The 20,665-nt window shown below is 71.1% G+C and carries 19 protein-coding genes and 1 pseudogene; 15 read left to right on the top strand and 5 right to left on the bottom strand.

The features are described 5' to 3' along the window. Window positions 1-34 precede the first annotated feature (34 nt). Complete coding sequence (locus JNO44_RS35635) at window positions 35-739, top strand: VC0807 family protein (protein WP_240167811.1); 705 nt, start codon at window positions 35-37, stop codon at window positions 737-739. A 136-nt stretch (window positions 740-875) separates the two neighbouring features. Further along, window positions 876-1,220: a hypothetical protein gene (locus tag JNO44_RS35630; protein ID WP_205368122.1), complete on the top strand. Its 345-nt coding sequence runs from the start codon at window positions 876-878 to the stop codon at window positions 1,218-1,220. Window positions 1,221-1,353: 133 nt separating this feature from the next. On the opposite strand, the gene JNO44_RS35625 is transcribed toward JNO44_RS35630, so the two are convergent. Next, window positions 1,354-1,917 (bottom strand): glycoside hydrolase family 25 protein, encoded by a 564-nt coding sequence (locus JNO44_RS35625; RefSeq protein ID WP_205368121.1) that lies wholly within the window; start codon window positions 1,915-1,917, stop codon window positions 1,354-1,356. Between the two features lie 621 nt (window positions 1,918-2,538). On the opposite strand from JNO44_RS35625, the gene JNO44_RS35620 reads away from it, so the two are divergent. From JNO44_RS35620 to JNO44_RS35610, 3 genes are all read left to right on the top strand, one after another. Next, complete coding sequence (locus JNO44_RS35620; RefSeq protein ID WP_205368120.1) at window positions 2,539-3,441, top strand: AfsR/SARP family transcriptional regulator; 903 nt, start codon at window positions 2,539-2,541, stop codon at window positions 3,439-3,441. Between the two features lie 257 nt (window positions 3,442-3,698). After that, window positions 3,699-4,031 (top strand): hypothetical protein, encoded by a 333-nt coding sequence (locus tag JNO44_RS35615; RefSeq protein ID WP_205368119.1) that lies wholly within the window; start codon window positions 3,699-3,701, stop codon window positions 4,029-4,031. Between the two features lies 1 nt (window position 4,032). Next, entirely contained in the window at window positions 4,033-5,115 is a 1,083-nt protein-coding gene (locus JNO44_RS35610; protein ID WP_205368118.1) for a M14 family metallopeptidase, read from the top strand. A gap of 53 nt (window positions 5,116-5,168) precedes the next feature. On the opposite strand, the pseudogene JNO44_RS35605 reads toward JNO44_RS35610, so the two are convergent. Together JNO44_RS35605 and JNO44_RS35600 are read right to left on the bottom strand one after the other, a co-directional pair. Further along, window positions 5,169-6,008 (bottom strand): annotated as a pseudogene (locus JNO44_RS35605) (DUF6424 family protein); the annotation flags it as partial. A 508-nt stretch (window positions 6,009-6,516) separates the two neighbouring features. Beyond that, window positions 6,517-7,119 (bottom strand): PadR family transcriptional regulator, encoded by a 603-nt coding sequence (locus tag JNO44_RS35600; RefSeq protein ID WP_205368116.1) that lies wholly within the window; start codon window positions 7,117-7,119, stop codon window positions 6,517-6,519. 170 nt (window positions 7,120-7,289) lie between these two features. On the opposite strand from JNO44_RS35600, the gene JNO44_RS35595 reads away from it, so the two are divergent. The 3 genes from JNO44_RS35595 to JNO44_RS35585 all read left to right on the top strand — a co-directional run bounded on the left by JNO44_RS35595 (window position 7,290) and on the right by JNO44_RS35585 (window position 10,462). Continuing rightward, window positions 7,290-8,321: an alpha/beta hydrolase gene (locus tag JNO44_RS35595; protein ID WP_205368115.1), complete on the top strand. Its 1,032-nt coding sequence runs from the start codon at window positions 7,290-7,292 to the stop codon at window positions 8,319-8,321. Window positions 8,322-8,477: 156 nt separating this feature from the next. After that, window positions 8,478-9,767 (top strand): aspartate aminotransferase type Ic, encoded by a 1,290-nt coding sequence (locus JNO44_RS35590; RefSeq protein WP_240168025.1) that lies wholly within the window; start codon window positions 8,478-8,480, stop codon window positions 9,765-9,767. A 248-nt stretch (window positions 9,768-10,015) separates the two neighbouring features. After that, window positions 10,016-10,462 carry a hypothetical protein gene (locus JNO44_RS35585; RefSeq protein WP_240167810.1) on the top strand — a complete coding sequence of 149 codons (447 nt, stop codon included), beginning with the start codon at window positions 10,016-10,018 and terminating at the stop codon, window positions 10,460-10,462. A 67-nt stretch (window positions 10,463-10,529) separates the two neighbouring features. On the opposite strand, the gene JNO44_RS35580 is transcribed toward JNO44_RS35585, so the two are convergent. After that, on the bottom strand, window positions 10,530-12,227 hold the full coding sequence (locus tag JNO44_RS35580) for an ABC transporter family substrate-binding protein (RefSeq protein WP_240167809.1): 1,698 nt from the start codon (window positions 12,225-12,227) through the stop codon (window positions 10,530-10,532). Window positions 12,228-12,422: 195 nt separating this feature from the next. On the opposite strand from JNO44_RS35580, the gene JNO44_RS35575 reads away from it, so the two are divergent. The 7 genes from JNO44_RS35575 to JNO44_RS35545 all read left to right on the top strand — a co-directional run bounded on the left by JNO44_RS35575 (window position 12,423) and on the right by JNO44_RS35545 (window position 19,797). Next, the gene (locus JNO44_RS35575) at window positions 12,423-13,406 is read left to right on the top strand and encodes an ABC transporter permease (protein ID WP_205368112.1); all 984 of its coding nucleotides are present in this window, start codon (window positions 12,423-12,425) and stop codon (window positions 13,404-13,406) included. Window positions 13,407-13,416: 10 nt separating this feature from the next. Further along, on the top strand, window positions 13,417-14,364 hold the full coding sequence (locus tag JNO44_RS35570; RefSeq protein ID WP_205368109.1) for an ABC transporter permease: 948 nt from the start codon (window positions 13,417-13,419) through the stop codon (window positions 14,362-14,364). Continuing rightward, window positions 14,361-16,604: a dipeptide ABC transporter ATP-binding protein gene (locus JNO44_RS35565; RefSeq protein WP_205368107.1), complete on the top strand. Its 2,244-nt coding sequence runs from the start codon at window positions 14,361-14,363 to the stop codon at window positions 16,602-16,604. Before JNO44_RS35570 ends, JNO44_RS35565 begins: the two co-directional genes overlap by 4 nt. Before the next feature lie 95 nt (window positions 16,605-16,699). Continuing rightward, a complete protein-coding gene (locus tag JNO44_RS35560; RefSeq protein WP_205368105.1) occupies window positions 16,700-17,629 on the top strand; it encodes a MetQ/NlpA family ABC transporter substrate-binding protein in 930 nt (309 codons plus the stop codon). Continuing rightward, window positions 17,626-18,486, top strand: coding sequence for a methionine ABC transporter ATP-binding protein (locus JNO44_RS35555; protein ID WP_338058594.1), 861 nt, complete (start codon window positions 17,626-17,628; stop codon window positions 18,484-18,486). The genes JNO44_RS35560 and JNO44_RS35555 overlap by 4 nt, the downstream gene beginning before the upstream one ends. Beyond that, the gene (locus JNO44_RS35550) at window positions 18,483-19,148 is read left to right on the top strand and encodes a methionine ABC transporter permease (RefSeq protein WP_067343797.1); all 666 of its coding nucleotides are present in this window, start codon (window positions 18,483-18,485) and stop codon (window positions 19,146-19,148) included. Before JNO44_RS35555 ends, JNO44_RS35550 begins: the two co-directional genes overlap by 4 nt. Window positions 19,149-19,272: 124 nt before the next feature. Then, on the top strand, window positions 19,273-19,797 hold the full coding sequence (locus JNO44_RS35545; protein WP_205368104.1) for a hypothetical protein: 525 nt from the start codon (window positions 19,273-19,275) through the stop codon (window positions 19,795-19,797). Between the two features lie 3 nt (window positions 19,798-19,800). Here the strand turns inward: JNO44_RS35545 and JNO44_RS35540 are convergent, their stop codons facing one another. Beyond that, window positions 19,801-20,556 (bottom strand): dienelactone hydrolase family protein, encoded by a 756-nt coding sequence (locus tag JNO44_RS35540; RefSeq protein WP_205368103.1) that lies wholly within the window; start codon window positions 20,554-20,556, stop codon window positions 19,801-19,803. Window positions 20,557-20,665 lie beyond the last annotated feature (109 nt).

Here is a 20,665-nt window from a genome sequence, read left to right as displayed (position 1 = left end):
CGGAGCGTCCGGCACCGGACCGTTGGAGGCCGTCGTGGAAACCGTGGGAACGCGTGGTGCGCATCGGTGGCGCGCCGTGGCCGTACCGCTGACCGTCAACATCCTTTTACCGCTGGTTTTGTACTACGTGTTGCGGGCGCAGGGCGTCGCCGAATGGCAGGCCCTGTTGCTGAGCGGCGTGGTACCGGCCGCACACGCACTGGGCACCGCGCTGGTGCGCCGGCGGATCGACCTCTTCGACCTCCTCGTGGTCGTGCTGCTGGCGGTGTCCGCGGGGCTGTCCGCGATCAGCGGCAGCCCGCGGGTGCTGTTGTTGAAGGACGCGGGCATCCCGGCCGCCCTGGGCCTGTGGATGCTGGGCACCCTGTTCGGGGCCCGGCCCTTCGCGTTCCACTTCGGGCGCCGGCTGCGCAGGTCGGCGGGGGAGGCGGATGCGGAGCGTGCCTGGCGCGAACTGCCGGAATTCCGGGGTGCGTTGCGGGGAATGACGGCCCTGTGGGGCGGCGCGCAGTTGCTCGATGCCGCGCTGAGCACGGTGTGGGCGTGGGAACTGCCCGTGGACCTAGTGCCGGTGGTCGGCAGGATCCAGTCCTTCGCGATTCTCGGCGCGATGGTGGTGCTGACCGTGCGCCGCAGCCGCGCCTTCCGCGCCGACCACGGCACCCCGCTCTTCGGCCTGCGCACGCAGAACGCCGCGGACGCCCCGGCCCGGACGGTGGACGAGGCGCTGCGGACGTGACACGCGACGAGCCTCCGATGCCGGCTGTCGTTCAGCGGGGTGGGGCGGCGGGTGAGTTGGCACCGTCGCCGTCACGGTGCGGCCGGTCCGTCGTTGGACCGGACGACAATTCGCCCCCTCCCCTCTGGAGACCCCGATGAACTCCGTTGTGCGTGACCGCCGTCGTGGTCGTGGACGTGTGCCGGCGGCCGTGCTGCTCGCCGTCGGCGCGGTCCTGACGTCGACGGCCGCCGCCGGTGCGGCCGACCTCGGCATGATCACCTACACCACCCCGCACGGTAAGAGCGCCACCCTGAACCAACCCGAGCCCGGCCGTTGCTACACCGTCGCCGGTGCCGGCACCGCCTCCAACCTCTCGCTGGTCGGCAAGACCGCCCACTTCTACGCCCACCCGGGCTGCAAGGGCGCGCCGGTCGCCCACCTCGGTCGCGGCGAGCGGAAGAACCTGCACTTCGCGTCCCTGCGCGTCGACGCCGACTGAGCCGCGGACGTGGCGATACGGGGATCCGCCGGCGCGACCCGGGCGCGCCGGCGGAGGTTGCGGGCCGAATCCTTCCGGCGCGCTCAGTGCTCCCGCTCCGCGCGGGGCGCGGGTCTCGGTGGTGCCCGTCGGGTCACGCGGGGATGGCGACGTGGCCGGACCAGGTGTGCAGTGCCGCCTTGTCCTCGAACTTGCCGATGCTGGTGTCGATGGGCCGGTCGGTGTGCTGGTGGAACAGCCACGCGCTGTGGATGTCCGGCTGGCCCGGCTTGTTGTTGTACTGGGCGATCCAGAGGCCGTCCCCGGCGAAGGACGTGGTGTCGCGGTGCAGCCAGAAGTCCCGGTTGCAGTACAGGAGCGTCTTGTGGCCGGGGGTGCGCTGCTGCACCTGTTTGAGCCAGCTGTCCTTCCACGAATTCGGGACGCGGGCGTCCTCCCAGTCGAGGATGAGAATGTCCCCCTCGATCAGATTGATTTTCGAGAGGAAGAAGTCGACCTGGGAGGTGACAGGGCCCGGCCGGGCGAAATGATAGAAGCCGGTCACCAGTCCGGCGTTTCGTGCGGTCTTGCGCTGGGCCACCCATTTGGGATTCGTGTAGGTGGTGCCTTCGGTGAGTTTGATGAAGACGAAATCGCTGCCGGCCGTCGGGTACTTCTCCGACTGGGCTGACGACACGTCGATCCCTGTGACGGTCATGGTTGGCTCAATCCTTTATGCCTTGCGTCTTTCTTCCTTACGCCTTTGTGCCTTGGCGCCTTCGTTCCTTGAATCCTGGATGTCGTGAAGGCCGGCGTCGCAGCGCCCCGCGGGAGAGGCTGCCGAACGGCCTCTCGGAGCAGTGCCGTCGGTGCTGTCGCTGCCGGCGGTACGGGCAGCGTCGGCACCCCTCCGGCCTTGCGCAGGGGTCGTTTTCATCGTCTCGCTGTGGAGTGGCTGCGGCATCTGGATCATCTCGGATCGTTCCGTTGCGGATCGCCCGCCACGGCTTTTGTCGCTGTGGCCTTTGCCTGCCTGTGCGCGCAGGGTGTTTCGGCCTCTCGGGAAGCGGCCAGATGCCGGTTGACGTCGGAAATTATTGCCTGTTCCACTTCTTGGGCGGCTCGGGTTCTCGGGGTTCTGCGGGTGCCGTGGGATTGCGGGGGATTCCGTGGGGGAGGGTGGGGACTTGCGCTGCTGTGGGGTTGCCGTGGAGCACTCGACAGCGGTCGGAGGTGCGGCGCAGGATGGAAGCAGGGAAGTCGGCGGCATATGACCCTCCTCATATGACGCCGTGCCCCGATCGGAGCGTGTGGCTGGCCGTCAGGAGATGCGGAGGCGATGAGTCGCAGCACCGGGACGGAACTCGGCGTCGTGCGCGACACCCCGGCGATCCATCCGCCCGAGGGAGGGGGAACGCGGCGTCGTCCGCCCCCACCCCGCGGCCGCCGCGCACGCGTTGAACTGCTCGGCGGCTTCCGACTGGTCACGGATGACGACCCGGCGCGGATCCCCGCGGGATCGGAACGCCTGCTCGCCTTTGTCGCGCTGCGCTACGGCGCGGTGCCGCGGGGCCTTGTCGCGGAGAGCCTCTGGCCGGACGTCTCCGAGTGCCGGGCGTACGCGTCGTTGCGTTCGGCGCTCAACCGGCTGCGCTGTGCGGGCTGCCGCATGCTCGACGTGGGCCCCGGCGCGTTGGCGCTCGCCGGCGGTGTGGACGTCGACTTCCGGGAGTTGAAGCCGCTCGCCCACCTGCTCGTCGATTCTTCGGTGGCGTCCCCGGGCACGTCCGTGTGCCTGGGGTTGGGGGCCTCGGAGATCGACGCGCTGTCCCAGGACCTGTTGCCGGGCTGGTGCGACGAATGGGCGCTGCGCGAGGCCGAGGAGTGGCGGCAACTGCGGATGCACGCCCTCGAAGCGCTCGCCACCCGCTTCATCAGCGCCCAGCACTTCGGCCACGCCGTGTGCGCCGCCGGGGCCGCGGTGCGCGCCGAGCCGCTGCGCGAGACCGCCCGGGCAGTCCTGATCAAGGCGCATCTCGCCGAGGGTAACCAGTCCGAGGCGCTGCGCGAGTTCCAGCGCTACCGGTCCCTGCTCCAGGCCGAACTGGGGTTGCGTCCGACGTCCCGGCTGCTCGGTCTCGTCGCCGATCTGCGGTCGGCCGCGGCGCGGTGTGCCGCCTGTCCGGCGACGTACCGCGAACCGGTCGCCGGCGGGTATGACGCCTCGGTCACGCCGCGGTGACGGCGGAATGGCCATGATGACGTGAAGAGAGCGGGCACGCGCGCCGGTCGTCCGTTCGGCAGCCGGTACGCCGGTGACGGACGGCCCCCTACGGGATGACTGGTGAGGGGGCGGAGCCGCCGGTCACGAGCGTCGGCCGGGTCGGCCGTGCGGCTCGTCATGCGGCGATGCCCCGCGACGCGGCGGACGCCGAGGACGGCGCGTCGACGTCACGACGGGGGCCACCATCGGACGCCGGACACCACGAAGGGGCTGAGATGTCGGAGCGCGAGAACATTCTGCATGTGCGGGTGACCGCCGACGACGCGGAGACGCTGCGGACCCTGCTGCGGGAGGAGTCGCTGGACATCGGCGGACGTCCCCGCGGGACCACGGGGCCCGGGAACGAGATGACCATCGAGGCGTTCGTACCGCGCGGGAAGGCCGATCGGCTGGCGCGCGAGGGCGTTTCGGTGGACGTCCTCAGGGACGCGACCGAGACCGGGCGGGCCCGCCAGGCGGAGGTTGGACGCGGCAACCGGTTCGCCGATCCGCAGGAAGTGCCGTACGGACTGGGCGAGATGCTCAAGGACAAGGGGCCAGGAGGCTGAGATGCCGTATCTCAACACCACCGAGGTCGACTCGGCGTTGGTGAACCTGTCGAGGGCCTACCCGGCGCTCTGCGAGTTGATCGACCTTCCCGAGCCCTCGATCGAGGGCGTCGGCTGCCACGCCGTCCGCCTGGGCGCGGGACCCGCCGGCAGCCGGGACTGCGTGATGCTCATCGGGGGTGTGCACGCCCGCGAATGGGGCAGCTGCGAGATCCTCGTCTACTTCGCCGCCGACCTGTTGCGGGCCTGTCACACGCACTCCGGGCTGGCCTACGGTGGCCAGTCGTACTCCGCGGCCCAGGTGAAGACGCTCCTGGACGACCTGGAGATCGTGCTCTTTCCCCTGGTCAACCCGGACGGCCGGAAGTACAGCCAGACCGTCGAGCCGATGTGGCGGAAGAACCGCAACCCGGCCTACGGGAACGGCGAGGGTGACTGTGTGGGCGTGGACATCAACCGCAACTACGACTTCCTCTTCGACGCCGCGACGGCCTTCGCGCCCACCGCGGGCGTGCGGGTGTCGACCGATCCGTGCGATCCGCAGCTGTACCACGGGCCCGGTCCGTTCTCCGAACCGGAGACGCGCAACGTGCGGTGGCTGCTGGACGCCTACCCCCGGACCCGCTGGTTCATCGACGTGCACAGTTTCTCGGAGGACATGCTGTATGTCTGGGGCGACGACCAGGACCAGTCCACCGACCCGTCGATGAACTTCCTCAACCACACCTTCGACGGCGTGCGGGGCGACGCGGGGGACACCCAGTACCGCGAGTTCATCCCCAAGATCGACTTTGATCACGAGATCGAACTGGCCCGGGACTTCCGGGACGGATTGCAGGCCGTGCGCGGCAGGAAGTACACCGCCAAGTCGGCCTTCGACCTGTATCCGACCTGTGGGACCAGCGACGACTACGCGTTCGGCAGGCACTTCGTCGACCCGGCCAAGGGGAAGGTCCTCGCCTACACCATCGAGTGGGGCACGGAGTTCCAGCCGCCGTGGAACGAGATGGAGAACATCATCAAGGACGTCAGCGCGGGGCTCGTGCAGTTCTGCGTCAACGCACCGTCCACCGTGGCGGCCTGATCGCGGGCCCGGTCCGGCCGGACAGCCGGACCGGGCCCGCATAGCGGCCGGCCCTATGCGGGCATCGGTTGCTGGAGGCGGAACGCCTGTTCGGCCAGGGGGTCGCGGGCGGGCAGCACGGCGCCTGCCGGCTCCGTGGCCAGGCTCTCGATGTCCTGGGCCGTCTCGGGGTGGACCCCGCCGCTGGGGGGAACGAGGTGCTTGGCGTAGCGCGAGCTGGGGTGGGCGGCGAGCACGCGCACCCGGCCGTCACCGGAGCCGCGCGGTGCGACCGGGACGACCGCGACCGACAGTCCCTGGTCGTCCTCGACGAACAGGTTGAAGTCGTCGAAGCGGAAGTGGTCGATGTCCACGATCGGCTTGGGGTAGTGGTGGTAGCCGGCGGCCGTCGGGAGCACCCCGGAGTGAATACCGGCAGGTAGTGGTACCGACGCGTTGAATATCGAGTCCGTCCACTCGGACACCTGCTCGGCGGTCTCGATCCGCGTGTTCAGCAGCCGCTCGCCGTCCTGATAGCCGAACTCCGCATAGCCGGGCAGCGTGTCCGGGAACGCGGCGATCACGCGGGCCGCGAGCAGGCGGATCTGGTCCACCTTGGCCGGATCCGCGCAGAACTGCGCCGACCACTCGATGCCCAGCGGCAGGAACAGGCATATCCAGCCGCCCTGGTCCTTGACCCAGACTCCGCCGCCGTGGTGGTCCTGATAAGGCCCGGGGGCGAACGTCCAGTCATCGATCGTGTCGACGAGCTTCAGCATCAGCGCGCGGCTGTCCTTGTACTGCTGGCTGTCGACGCGCTTGGGGTGGTCCGCGACGGAAATCGTCCATGGGTGGTTCTCGTGCTCGGTATGCGTGTCTGCCGCGGATTGGTTCCCTGCCGTGGTGTTCATGGTGTTCTCCCTCTGAGGGCCGGAAGCAGGGTAGTCCCGAGGGCCGGAAGAAGCGCCCCGACTCGATCTGACTCAATCCGACTCGATCTGATGCGTGAGGCGGAGAGAAAACGCAAGCGGATCATTCGACCGCTCCGTGCCAACTCCCGGAATGTGGCGACGGTATGAGTCGCCCTCTGTGAGCGATCCTACGCCTGTTCGCCCTGCTGGGACCCGGCAACTTCCCCCAATTCCGGCGGCGATTGCGCTGTCACTGGGGGTAGTTGTCGCCCCGGCGCCGGTGCCCGGGCTGCCGCGTCCGTGAAATTGCGGAGGTGATGGCGGGGTGCGAGTCGATGTGATGTGGTGCGGCGCGAGGTGAGGCGGGGAAAACAAGGGGGCTTTTTCTGTGGCGCATTCGGGGCGAGATCGTCCGAAATTCAAGAGCGGTCCGTGCGGTTCGCCCGGAATTCACTGCGCGGGAAGCGGGAAGCGGGAAGCGGGAAGCGGGAAGCGGGAAGCGGGTCGGGGGTCAGGGAGAGGGGCGGGAAGGGGGCCGGGAAACGGGGTCGTCCAGTTGCTCCGGGTCGGCGGCGATCGATTCCCAGAACTCCGCGTGGGCCCGTTCGTGGAGCACCCCGAGTCGGAGCAGTCGGGCCCGGGACCGCTGTCGGGAATCCTCGGCGGGGGCGAGGTCGGCGCGCAGCGAGGTGTAGTGCGCGAGCCAGGTGCGGTGCCGCGCGGCCTGGCGGTTGGCGAGCGCGACGATGTCCGACGGGTCGCCGAGGTCGGCGAAGAAGAGCTTGAGCTGCGCCGGGTCGCGGGTTTCCGCCTCGGGGGTGTCCGGGTCGGCCAGCCAGCGTGCCAGTGCGGCGCGGCCGGCGTCGGTGAGGTGGAAGATCCGGCGGCGCCGACCGGTGGTCTCGGCCTCCTCCCGCAGCAGGCCGGCCTGGGCCAACTCGGGCGGAATCCGGTAGAGCTGCGCGTGCAGGATCGGCCAGAAGGGCTGGATGTCGTCCTCGACGCGGGCCTTGAGCTCGTACGGCGTCATGGCGCCGTGCCGGGCGATCAGACCCAGTACGACGTACCTCGCCGGGCTGTACTCCGCCATGTTCCCCTCGCCTGTTCCGCTCACTTGACACGGTCTCATTGAGACCATACCTTCCTTCTCGTTGGGACCATATCAATGAGATGGTCTAAGTCGCGGTGGTCATGGTGGCCTCGACGGTCGACAGCGGTGGCCGAGGGTTGCCGCAGTGACCGCCGCCATGCCGTGGCACGCCGCAGAACGGGGACAGATACCGCATGCACGCCCACTCCCACGCCCACGACCAGGGCGAAACCCGCTCGTCGCACCTCTCCGTGCATCCCGAACTGGCCGACGTCTTCGCCGCGTTGCCCGAGCGGCCCGACAATCCCTACGCCGATGTCGCGGCACTCCGGGCCGGCTTCCGGGCGCTCATGGCGCCGTTGATGCCCGCCGACGACGGCCGCGTCACCATCCGGCGGACGTCCCTGACCGGCCCGGACGGCAACACCATTGACGTCCAGGTGCTCCGGCCGGCCGGAGCGGTGGGCGTACTGCCGGGCGTGCTCTATCTCCACGGGGGCGGCTTCGTCTACGGGGAGCTGGACGGGCCCAGCCCCATGGCGCGTGAGGCGTGCGTCGCGGCCGGCGCGGTCGTGGTCAACGTCCACTACCGGCTCGCCCCCGAACACCGTTATCCGGCCGGTGTCGAGGACTGCTACGCCGCCTTGGAATGGATGGCCGCCCACGCCGGCGAACTCGGCCTGGACGCCGACCGGATCGCCGTCACCGGGGCCTCCGCGGGCGGCGGCCTCAGCGCCGCCGTCTGCCTCATGGCCCGCGACCGCCGGGGCCCCCGCATCGTCTGGCAAGGGCTCCTCATCCCCTGTCTGGACGACCGTCTCCACACCGCCTCCGTGCGGGGCGTCACCGACCGCCGGATCATCAACGGCGCCGGCCTGGGGCACACATGGGACACCTACCTCGGCCCTGACCGCGGTCCGGACACCCCCGCCTACGCGGCCCCCGCCCGCGCCACCGACCTCTCGGGCCTCCCGCCCGCCTACGTCCTGACCTGCGGACTCGACCCGCTGCGCGACGAGGGGCGGGACTACGCGCGCCGCCTGATGGAGGCCGAGGTGCCCGTCGAGACCAAGGACGTGCCCGGCGCCTGGCACTTCTTCGAGGCGTACGCGCCGCACACCGAGGTGGCCCGCCGCACCACCGCGCACTGGCTGGCCGCCCTGCGCGCCGCCCTGACGACCGCGCCGCGAGAGTCCGCGCCACGACCTTCGGCCGCGCGGGCCTGACCGCCGCCGGATGCCTGGCGCGCCCGCACCGCGCCAGGCATCCGGCGGCATCGAACGGGCGGAAATGGGCAGGTGATCGTGGTCCCCTCCGGGTTACGGTGATGCCGTCCCGCGCCTGCTGTGGCCGGCGGGGCGTACGAGGAAAGGATGAGGGAATTGGAACTGCCCGCACTGACACACGCCGCACTGTCCGACCGGCTCATCGCGCTCCGCGACGAGCACCAGCGCCTCAAGGGCCAGGGGCTGCGTCTGGACCTGACCCGAGGCAAGCCTTCCCCCGAGCAACTCACCCTTTCACAGCCTCTGTTGGGGATGCCGGGCGCCGACGGCCACACCGCGCAGGACGGTACCGACTGCCGTAACTACGGCGGCCTGCAGGGCCTGCCCGAACTGCGGGCGACGTTCTCCGGGCCGCTCCAGGTCCCGGCCGAGCAACTGGTCGCCTTCGGCAACTCCAGCCTGGAGCTGATGTACGAGTGCCTGGTGGACGCCGTGCTGTTCGGTGTGCCCGGCTCGTCCGCGCCCTGGCCCCGGGAGGGGCGGACCGCCGTGCTGTGCCCGGTGCCCGGCTACGACCGGCACTTCGCGATCTGCGAGAAGCTGGGCCTCGACATGATTCCGGTGCCGATGACCGAGACCGGCCCGGACATGGACGAGGTCGAACGCCTCGTCGCCGACGAACGGGTCAAGGCGATCTGGTGCGTGCCGAAGTACAGCAACCCCACGGCCGTCACCTTCTCCGCCGAGACGGTGCGCCGCCTTGCCGCGATGGAGACCGCGGCCCCCGACTTCCGCGTCTTCTGGGACAACGCCTATGCCGTGCACGGCGTGACGGACGCGGACGAGCCCCTGCTGGACATCCTCGGCCTGAGCGCGGAGCACGGCCATCCCGACCGGGTGTTCGTCTTCGGCTCGACCTCGAAGATCACCGCGGCCGGCAGCGGCGTCGCCTTCTTCGGGTCCTCGCCCGCCAACGTCTCCTGGCTGCTCGGTCACTTCGCGAAGCGGACGATCGGACCCGACAAGGTCAACCAGCTGCGGCACGCCCGCTTCCTGCCCGACGCGCCGGCCGTGGCGGCCCACATGGAACGCCATGCCGCCCTGCTGCGTCCCAAGTTCGAACTGATCGACACCGTCTTGGAGAAGCGGCTCGGGGGCACGGGTGTCGCCTCCTGGACCCGTCCCCGGGGCGGCTACTTCGTGAGCCTGGACGTGTTGGACGGCTGCGCGGCGCGCGTGGTCGAGCTGGCCGGGGAGGCCGGCATCGCGCTGACCCCTGCCGGAGCCACCTTCCCCCACGGCAAGGACCCCCGGGACCGCAATATCCGTCTCGCCCCCAGCTACCCCGACCTCGACGAGCTGCGCGACGCGCTGGAGGGCCTGGTCGTGTGCGTCGAACTCGCCGCGGTGGAGCGCCTGTTGGCGGCGTCCGACGGGACGGGCTGAGCGGCGGCCCGACGGCCCGCCCGCGCCGGGGCGCCCAGGGTACGCTCCGTGCTCCCCGCCCCACGCTGAGGAACCTCCGCAGGTCCGACCGGTCCGGGTGGCGCCGACGGGGGCCGCGGTCGTAGCCTGCTCCGCAGAGGGGCAGCGACGGCCCCGCGGGGACGTGTATCGGCCCGTGACGACGACCGCACCCTGCGTCGCAGCCGGTGTCCGAGGTGTCCACCCGTGCGAGCGGCTGAGGAGCGGATATGCGAGTTCACAGGGCAACGGCAGCACTCATCGTCTGTGCCGGTGTGGCACTGGCGACGGCCACCGCGCCGGTCTCCGCCTCCGCCGTCTCCGCTCCGCCCAGGGGCCAGCGGGTGGCGGTCGTCGACTGCGCCGGCAAGGCACTGGAGCGTCCCGGCAGCTTCATCCTGGCCTGCGGTGACGGCAACAACGTCCTGAAGTCGCTGCGCTGGTCGCACTGGACCTCCCCGTCCGCGGCGGCGGTGGGGATGGACATGGTCAACGACTGCCGCCCGTACTGCGCGGCGGGCCACTTCCACGGCTACCCCGTCCGGGTGCGCTTCGACAACCCGCAACCCCGGTCCGGTCACTCCGGTCAACAGCACTACACACGGGTGACGTTGACCTATCCGGCCGACCGTCCGGCGAACACACCGCGCGTGGTCACCACACGGCTCTGGAGCTGACGGCACGTCCGGCGGGTGGGGCACTGCCACCCCACCCGCCCCCGCCCCTCGTCGACCGCCGTTCCGACTACTTCAACCAGCCCGCTTCGGCGAGCTGTTCGCTCCCGAGGCCGGTCGGGCCGAAGTTGGCGAGTCCCTTGCGCACCGCGAAGATCTGCGGACGCTGGTACAGGGGGAGCGAGTGGCCCAGCCGCCAGACCGCGGCGTCGGCCTTGTTGTAGAGGGCGATCTGCCGTGCCGCGTCCGTGGTCCGGGACGCTTCCAGCAGCAGCGCGTCGACCTCGGGGGACGACACCCCGCCGTAGTTCGTGAAGGTGTTGTCGCCCTGAGGCGTGCGGTAGCCGCCGTACGCCTCGGAGCGGAAGACCTGGTCGACCTGGCGGAACTGGCTGAGGTCGTAGTTGCTCCGGTGGATGTACTTGTCGAAGTAGTCGTTGGACGGCACCTTGCGCAGCTCGACGGCGACGCCGATCTCGCCGAGCATCTGCTGGGTGAGCTTGGCCTGGTCCATCGCCAGTCCCGCGGTGTCCGACGGCAGTACGTAGTCCAGGGTCAGCTGTCTGCCGTCCTTGGTGCGCGGCTTGCCGGGCCCGTTGTCCCGCCAGCCGGCGGCATCCAGCAACTGCTCGGCACGTGCCGTGTCCCGCTTTCCGAAGCCGCCTGAATTGTCCTGGTAGCCCTCCTGGTTGGGCATGAAGAAGTGGTTGCCGAGGACCTTGGGCTGGAACGGCAGGTCCTTGCCGGCCACCTTCGCGAGGGCCGAGCGGTCGACCCCGAGCATCACCGCCTGCCGGACCCGGACGTCCTTGAGCGGGCCGCGCCGGCCGTTGAGGCTGAGGGTCACCTGGTCCCAGCGAGCGCCGATCCGGATGTCGGTGCCCTTGTCGCCCTTCAGGCGCTGGTACGCCTCGGGGCTGGCGGCGCTGGTGTAGTCGATCTCCTTGTTGAGGTAGGCGTCGACATAGCCGGAGCCGTCCAGCGCCCAGTAGATGATCCTGTCCAGCTTGGGCTTCTGGCCCCACCAGTTGGGGTCGGGCACGGCCGTGATGGTCTGTGCGGTCCGGTCGTAGGAACCGATCCTGAAGGCGTTGGCGGTCACCGGGACGGTGCCGGCCCACGCTGTGGCGAAGCTCTCCGGGGTGGCGTTGAGCGAGGCCGGCAGCAGCGGGTCGAACAGGCGCTGCCAGTCGGCGTACGGGGTCCCGAAGGTGACCGTGACCTCCTGGTCGTCGGCGCCGCGGGCCACCTCGGAAATCTGGGCGTAGCCGCTGGTGTCGGCGGCGGCGAACCGCTTGTCCCGCCCGTTCAGCGCCTTCCACTGGGCCGCGAAGTCCCGCCAGCTCAGCGGCTTTCCGTCGGACCACTTCGCCTTCGGGTTCAGGCGGTACCGGACCACCTGCGGGTGGTCGGAGACGACCTCGGCGGAGGTGAGGAAGTCGGGGTTGCGGTGCGGCACGCCCTTGGCGTCGAGGAGGAACAGGTCCGGCTCGACCAGCTCGGTGATGGAGGAGGCGTCGCCCTGGGTGCCGTCGACCTGGTTGGGGTTGTACTGGCCGATCCACTGTTGGATCGTCATCTTGAGGGTGCCGCCCTGTCGGAGGTCCGCGGCCGGGTGCGGATTGAGGTCCTGGGTGCCGACGGCCGGCGCCGAACCGCCCCGTGACGCGTCGGCCGAAGCACCCCCGGACCCACCACAGGCAGTGAGCACCGCGGCGGTGGAAAGGGTCACGACGGCCAGCGCCATGGTTCTGCGGGCCCGGTTCATGCTGCTCTTCCCCTCGGTGGACGGGCGCCGCACGACCACGGCGCACAGGCACCGTAAGCCGGTCCAGACCTTTTAAAAGACCCAGGTCAGGGCATTTATCAAGGCTGCAATGAAGGGTTTACGCAGCAGTCTGGCGGCGGCCGATCGGTGCGATAGCGTCTGGCCGCACCGCCTCCCCGTGAAGGATTCCCACCGGTGATCGCCCACCTCTCCAAACGCCTCGGCTATTACGCTCTGTTGCTGGCCCTGGCCGTCGTCATCTCGTACGTCCTGTCCTCCCTCGCCCTGTCGCCGCGCGGCTACTTCGAAGGCAGACAGCCACCCCCACCACCCGAAGCGATCGACACCCAACTGACCGCGCTCGGCATCAACGACCGCACACCCCTGTGGGAACGGTTCGGGAACTGGCTCGGCCACGCGCTCCACGGCGACCTCGGCCGCACCCTCGACTCCTCCGACGTCGGCACGGAGTTCGGCCGCCGGATCGGCGTCAGCCTGCGCCTGCTGCTGGCCGGCACGCTCCTCGGCACCGTCGGCGGGGTGCTCCTCGGCACCTGGGGCGCGGTGCGCCAGTACCGGTTCTCCGACCGCGCCGTGACCCTCTTCGCGTTCCTGCTGCTCTCCACCCCCACGTTCCTGCTCGCCGTCCTGCTCAAGGTCGGCGCCATCCGCACCAACCAGGCAGTCGGCCACGAACTCATCACCTTCACCGGTGAGAAGACCCCGGGCCTGACCGGGAGCCTGCCCACGCTGTTCGGCGACCGCGCGGTGCACCTGCTGCTGCCGACCCTCGCCATCGCGCTCGGCACCGCCGCCGCATACAGCCGCTACCAGCGCGGCACCATGCTCGACGTGCTCGGCTCGGACTTCCTGCGGACCGCCCGCGCCAAGGGCCTGCGCCGCCGCACCGCCGTCCTCAGGCACGGCCTGCGCACCGCCCTCGTACCGATGTCGACGTTCTTCGCCTACGGGTTCCTGACCCTGTTCACCGGCGCCGCGTTCACCGAGAAGGTCTTCGGCTGGCACGGCATGGGTGCCTGGTTCGTCGACGCGGTCGGCAAGGGCGACATCAACTCCGTCGTCGCCGTCAACGTGTTCGCCGCGGTCATGGTGCTGCTCGCCGGTTTCCTGGCCGACGTCCTGCACGCCGCGCTCGACCCGCGCGTCCGCACGAGCTGAGGAGCCGCACATGAACCGCGTCGCCCGGCGCCGCTTCGTCCGCAACCCCCACGCCGTCCTCGGCGCCTCGCTCCTGCTGCTGCTCTTCCTGCTCGCCTTCGCGGGCCCGTTCCTGACGCACTGGAGCCACACCGACATCGATTACACCGCACTGCGCCAACCCCCCTCGGTGGAGCACTGGTTCGGCACCAACAGCATCGGCCAGGACCTCTACGCACAGGTGCTGCGCGGCCTCCAGAAGTCCCTGCTGATCGGCCTGCTGGTCGCCCTCTTCGCGACCGTCCTGGCGTCGTTCGCCGGCGCCTGCGCCGGGTACTTCGGCGGCTGGGCCGACCGGCTGACCACCCTGCTCATCGACCTGCTGCTGGTCTTCCCCGCGTTCCTGATCATCGCAATCGTCTCGCCGCGGCTGCGCTCGGCGAGCTGGCTCGTCCTCGTCGGCCTGCTGGCCGCCTTCGGCTGGATGCTGACCGCCCGCGTGGTCCGCTCGATGACCCGCTCGCTCAAGGAACGCGACTTCGTCCGCGCCGCCCGCCTCATGGGCGTCCACCCGCTGCGCATCGTCGTCCGTCACATCCTCCCCAACGTCGCGTCCTTCCTGATCGTCGACGCCACCATCGCCGTCGGCGGCGCGGTGATGAGCGAAACCGGCCTATCCTACTTCGGCTTCGGCGTACAGCCGCCGGACGTCTCGCTGGGCACCCTGATCGCCGACGGTACCGGGGCCGCCGTCACCTACCCCTGGATGTTCTTCTTCGCCGCCGGACTGCTGGTGGTGTTCGTCCTCGCCGTCAACTTCCTCGGCGACGGACTGCGCGACGCACTGGACCCGACCTCGGACCGGGCGCGGGGACGACGCACGAAGCGGGCGCCCGGCCGCCGCGAACGGGCTGCCCGGCGGCCGTCGCACCCCGTCGAACAGGGGCACCCCGCCCCGGAAGGGACCGCAGGAGCATGACCGCACCGCGCACAGCCCCCGACGGGGGCCGGTCCGCGACCGCACCGCCCGGCATCGCCGCCCCGGCCACCCCGCGCACCGACGCCGTGCTGCGCATCCGCGACCTGCACGTCGAGTTCGACGGCCCCCGCGGCCCGGCACCCGCCGTGCGCGGCGTCGACCTCACGCTGCACCGCGGGGAAGTACTCGGCCTGGTGGGGGAGTCCGGCTCGGGCAAGTCCACCGTCGCACTGGCCGCCATCGGCCTGCTGCCGGACACCGCCCGGGTCGCCGGCTCGATCACGATCGCCGGCACCGACGTCGTCGGGGCGGACGACGCGACCCTCTCCGGACTGCGCGGACGACGCGTCGGCATGGTCTTCCAGGACCCGCTCTCCGCGCTCACCCCCGTGCACCGGGTCGGCGACCAGATCGCCGAGGCCATCCGCACCCACCACGACGTCCCCCGGGCACACGCCCGCCGCAGGGCCGTCGAACTCCTGGACCTGGTGGGCATCCCCGACCCCGCGACGCGCGCCGCGGCCTATCCGCACGAGTTCTCCGGCGGGATGCGCCAACGCGCCCTGATCGCCATGGCCATCGCCAACGAACCCGACGTCCTGCTCGCCGACGAACCGACCACCGCCCTCGACGTCACCGTCCAGGCCCAGGTGCTCGACGTGCTGCGCACCGCACAGCGCGCGACCGGCGCGGCGCTGCTGCTGGTCAGCCACGACCTGGGAGTCATCGCGGGAACGGCGGACCGGGTGGCCGTGATGTACGCAGGCCGGGTGGTGGAATCCGGGCCCGCCACCGCGCTGTTCGCGGCACCCCGGATGCCGTACACGATGGGGCTGTTGGGTGCCGTGCCCAGGCTCGACGCGCCGGTGGACGCCGCAGCCGCCGCGCCCGGCGCGAAGGAGCCCGCGCACGGCGACACGGCCCCGACCTCCGACCGGGCAACCGCCCCCGGCCCGCGCACGCCCCTCATCCCGATACCCGGCACACCGCCCGAGCCGCACGACCTGCCCACCGGCTGCGCCTTCGCGCCGCGCTGCCCGCTGGCCGACGACGCCTGCCGGGCCGCGGAGCCGGCACTGCTGTCCGTCGGCACCGAGGAGCCGGGCCGACACCACGCCGCCTGCCGGCACGCGGACCGCATCGTCGAACGCGGCCTGACCGCCACCGACGTCTACCCCCTGCCCGACCCGCCCGCCTCCTCCGCCCCCGCCCCGGACCGGGACACCCTCCCACCCGTCCTGAAGGTCACCGGCCTGACCAAGACCTTCCCCGTCCGCAAGGGCTCGGTCGTCAAACGCCGGGTGGGCAGCGTCCACGCGGTGAACGGCGTCGAGCTCGACCTCGGACGCGGCGAGACGCTGGGCCTGGTCGGCGAGTCCGGGTCAGGGAAGTCGACGACCCTGATGGAGATCCTCGGCCTGACCGCGCCCGAGGGCGGCACCGTGGAAGTGCTCGGCCGCGACACCCGGACCCTGGACCGGGCCGCGCGCCGACAACTGCGCGGCACCGTCCAGATGGTCTTCCAGGACCCGCTGTCGAGCCTGGACCCCCGGCTCCCGGTCGGCGAGATCATTACCGAGCCGCTGCGTGCCCAGGGCGTCGACCGGGCCCGGGCGGCCGCCCGCATACCCGAGCTGCTGCGCCTCGTCGGCCTCTCCCCGGACCACGCGGACCGCTATCCGCACGCCTTCTCCGGCGGCCAGCGGCAGCGCATCGGCATCGCCCGCGCCCTGTCCGTCCGGCCGCAACTGCTCGTCCTGGACGAACCGGTCTCCGCCCTCGACGTCTCCGTCCAGGCCGGCATCCTCAACCTGCTCACCGCACTCCGCGCCGAACTCGGCCTGTCGTACCTCTTCGTCTCCCACGACCTGTCCGTGGTCCGGCACATCGCCGACCGGGTGAGCGTCATGTACCTGGGCCGCACCGTCGAACACGGCCCGGTGGCCGAGGTGTTCGGCGCGCCCCGGCACCCCTACACCCGCGCACTGCTGTCGGCGGTACCGCTGCCGGACCCGGTGCGCGAGCGCGGACGCGAACGGATCCTGCTCGCCGGCGACCCGCCGAGCCCCACCCGACCGACCACCGGCTGCGGCTTCCGCGGACGCTGCCCGCGCTACGCGGCGATGTCCCCCACACACGGCGCCGACCGGCGCAGCCGCTGCGAACGGGAGACCCCGGCGCTGACCGCACCCGGTCCAGGCCGCGCCGCAGCCGCCTGCCACTTCGCCGGACCGCCGTGACCGGCCCGCCCCACGGCCACCCGACCCGGGGCACGTCCGCTCCACAAGAGCCCGGCGCCCCGCACCCACACCCACCACCCAAGGGAACGAGCACGATGCACCACACCACCCCGTACACCGCCACCCGGCGCCCGGCACCGAGACGCCCCCGCGCACCGCGCCGCCGGGCCCTCCTCGCAGCCACCGCCGCGACCGCCCTCACCCTCCTCGTCGCCGGCTGCGGCACGTCCGGGGCCGCGACCCACCGCATCCGGGTCGGCGTGAGCGGCGACTCCACCGAGTGGGACGTGCTGGCCAAGGAGGCGAAGAAGCAGGGCCTCGACGTCGAGGTGGTGCCCTTCGACGACTACTCCCTCCCCAACAAGGCACTGGCCGCCGGCGACATCGAACTCAACGCCTTCCAACACCTGGTGTTCCTGGCCCAGTCCAACACCGAGAACGGCACCGACATCGTGCCGCTGGCCCCCACCAGCGTCGTCCCGATGGGCCTGTACTCCAAGAAGGCCAAGAAGCTCGCCGACCTCCCGGACGGCGCACGCATCGCCCACCCCAACGACCCCGCCAACGAAGGCCGGGCCCTGCGGCTGCTGGCCCGGGCCAAGCTGATCGAGCTGAAGAAGGGCACCGGGCTCTACGCCACCGCCGACGACATCGCCGCCAACCCCCACCACCTGCGCCTCACCCCCGTCAACGCCCAGCAGACGCCCCGGCTGCTCGCCGACGTCGACGCGGCGGTCATCAACGACGGAGTCGCCTCGCTGTCCGGCATCCGCGCGGAGACCGCACTGTTCAAGGACGATCCGCACAGCCCCGACGTCCGCCCCTACCTCAACGTCATCGCGGCCCGTGCCGAGGACCGGAACAACCCGGACTACGCCAAGGTGATCAAGCTCTACGCCGGCAAACCGGTCCAGGACGAGGCCCGGCGGACGTCCAACGGCACCGCCGTCCACCTCGACCTCTCCGCCGCCGAGCTGGCCGAGGAACTGGCCCGCGTCGACCGGCAGCTCAAGGGGGCGTCGTGACCCCTTCGCAGCAACCCGACACACCCCGACCGCTGATCAGACTCCGGGACCTCAGCAAGGAGTTCACCGGCGGTACGCGCGCCGTCGACCGGGTGACACTCGACATCGCACCCGGCGGCGTCTTCGGCATCGTCGGCCACAGCGGCGCCGGCAAGTCCACCCTGCTGCGCCTGATCAACCTGCTGGAGACACCCACCTCCGGCACCGTCACGGTCAACGGACAGGAACTCACCGCACTCGGCAGCCGCCAACTCCGCGCCGCCCGCCGGGACATCGGGATGGTCTTCCAACAGTTCAACCTCTTCCGCTCCCGCACTGTCCTCGGCAACGTCGCCTACCCGCTGCGGCAGGCCGGCACCCCCCGGGCTCAGGCCCGCGACCGGGCCCACCAGGCACTGCGCTTCGTCGGACTCGCCGACCAGGCCCGCCGCTACCCCGAACAGCTCTCCGGCGGCCAGCGCCAGCGCGTCGGCATCGCCCGCGCACTGGCCACCCAACCCCCCGTCCTCCTCTGCGACGAGGCCACCTCGGCCCTCGACCCGCAGACCACCGGGGAGGTACTCGCCCTGCTGCGGCGGGTCAACGACGAACTGGGCGTGACGATCGTGCTCATCACCCACGAGATGGAGGTGGTACGGGCGCTCTGCGACCGGATGGCCGTGCTGGACGCCGGACGGATCGTGGAGACGGGTCCGGTACGAGAGGTCTTCGCCGCGCCGCAACACCCCACCACCCGGGCGTTCGTCCGCAGCGCCGTCCAGGCGTCGCCGCTCCTCGACCTGCTCCCCGCCGCACTGCGCAAGCACGGCGTGGACGAGGCCGTCGCCGCGTCGGTACTGGCGGAGGTGAGCGCATGATCCAGCAGGACTGGAGCCTGCTCTGGCCCAAGATCGCCGAAGCCACCGGCGAAACGCTGTACATGGTGCTGGCCACCCTCGCCCTCTCCGGCCTCCTCGGCCTGGTCGTCGGGCTGGCCCTCTACGCCACCCGCAAGGGCGGGATCCTCCAACAGCGGGCCGTCTTCGTCGTCCTGAGCACCCTGGTCAACGTCGTCCGACCGGTGCCCGCACTGATCGCGATCGTCGTACTGTCCCCGATGACACGGGAGTTGATCGGCACGGCGGTCGGCACCGACGCGGTGATCTTCCCCATGACGGTGATCGCGACGTTCGGCGTGGCCCGCATCGTGGAGAGCAATCTGCTCGCCGTCGAGCCGGGCGTCATCGAGGCGGCCCGCGCGATGGGCACCGGCCCGGTCCGGATCCTGCTGACGGTACTGGTGCCCGAGGCACTGGGGCCGCTGATCCTCGGCATGACGTTCATGCTGGTCGCGCTGATCGACTTCTCGGTGATCGCCGGCACGGTGGGCGGCGGGGGAGTCGGCAACCTCGCCATCACCCACGGCTATCTGCGGTTCGACACCCGGGTGATGGTGGTGACCGTCGTCATCCTCATCGTGCTGGTGCAGGCAGCGCAGTTGCTCGGCAACGTCCTGTCGCGGAAGGTGCTCAGACGCTGACACCCACCGGACGGCGACCGCCGGACGCCCCGGCCCCGGCCGCGATCAGGGGCTCGGATACCCTGACCGCTGCCGTGGGGCCGGGGCGGGCCCGACGGCCGACCCACAGACCGCAGAGGGAGACATGCGCAACAAGCAGCGACTGGTACGCACGGGACTGGTGGCGCTCCTCGCAGCCTGCCTGGGCGCGTGCGGCGGTGCCGGGAACGGCGCCGCGGGTCCGCACGGTGACGGTCGCGGCGCCGGCCAGAGCGGTCAGGACACCCCGCCGCAACAGAGCGCGGTCTCCGGCCTGCGGGCCGACGTCCGTCACCTCACCCGGCTGACGACCACCGGCGCCCGCCCGCACATGGTCACCACCTGCACACCCGCCACCAGGCAGGTCAAGCACACCAAGCGAAGCGGCCGGACCAAGAAGACCTGGTACTCCACCGAGCACTACCAGGACTGCCGGAAGACCGCCAAGGGGACCGAGACCTACCGCCGAGTGGTCCGGCCGGAGCGCTGGTGCGTGAAACTCGACGACGTCAACGGCAACCCGCGCAAGGACGGCGTCTGGTACCGCGTCACCTCCGCCACCTACCACCAGGCGCTCGGCGCGGACGCCCGCGCCCGCCTACAGTTCACCCCCACCGGAAGCGGTTGCTGAACCTCACAGGGCCCGCCCGAAGAGGTCCAGCAGCGCCTGCCAATGCCGCTCCGCCGCCTCGGCGTTGTACGCGGCGGTGTCGGTCTGGGTGTACCCGTGGTGGGCGCCCTCGTACAGTTCGCTGCGGTACCGCACCCCCGCGGCGTCCAGCGCCTGCTCCAACGCCTTGATGTGCTCGGCCGACATCGACTGGTCCTCGTCGGCGTGGCCGAAGTACAGCTCCGCCGTGATCCGGTCCACGAGCCGGTGCGGGCTGTCCTCGGCGTCGGTGACCAACCGGCCGGCGTGGAAGGCGCCGGCGGCCGCGACCCGGTCCGGGTACGCCGCGGCGGTACGGACCGCGAGGACACCACCCATGCAGTAGCCGGCCGTTCCCACGGGACCGGCCGCGACCAGGGGCGAGGCCGCCAGCCAGTCGAGGTAGACGGCGGCGTCCCGCATCGCCACCTCGGGGGTGAGGGCCTGCAGATGGGGACTGAGCTGGGCGAAGAGCTCGGGCCGCTCGCCGGGGTCGATGAACTCCGGCAGCTCTACCACCGGGGCGCGCCCGGAACGGTGGATCACGTTGGGCACCAGCACCGTGTACCCGTGCCCGGCCAGTCGCCGGGCCATCGCCTCCAGCGCCGGACGCAGCCCGAAGGCGTCCATGTAGAGCAGCACACCGGGGTGCGGCGCGCCGTCGTCGGGGTGGGCGAGATAGGCGTCGGCGGTCCCGTCCGGAGTGGTCAGGTCGATCGATTCACCGCGCACGTTGGTCATCTCTCCGTACCTTTCATCGAGCGTCCGGACGGCACGCGTCGAGCGGCCGCCCACCCGTCGACCGCACCCTGCGGCCGGCGGATCCTCACACGGTAACCCCTTGCCCGAT

It is taken from the genome of Streptomyces noursei, assembly GCF_016917755.1.
Classification (GTDB): domain Bacteria; phylum Actinomycetota; class Actinomycetes; order Streptomycetales; family Streptomycetaceae; genus Streptomyces; species Streptomyces yunnanensis.
The sequence above is the reverse complement of the archived record's forward strand: the minus strand, read 5'-3'. Positions and strand labels throughout refer to the sequence as shown.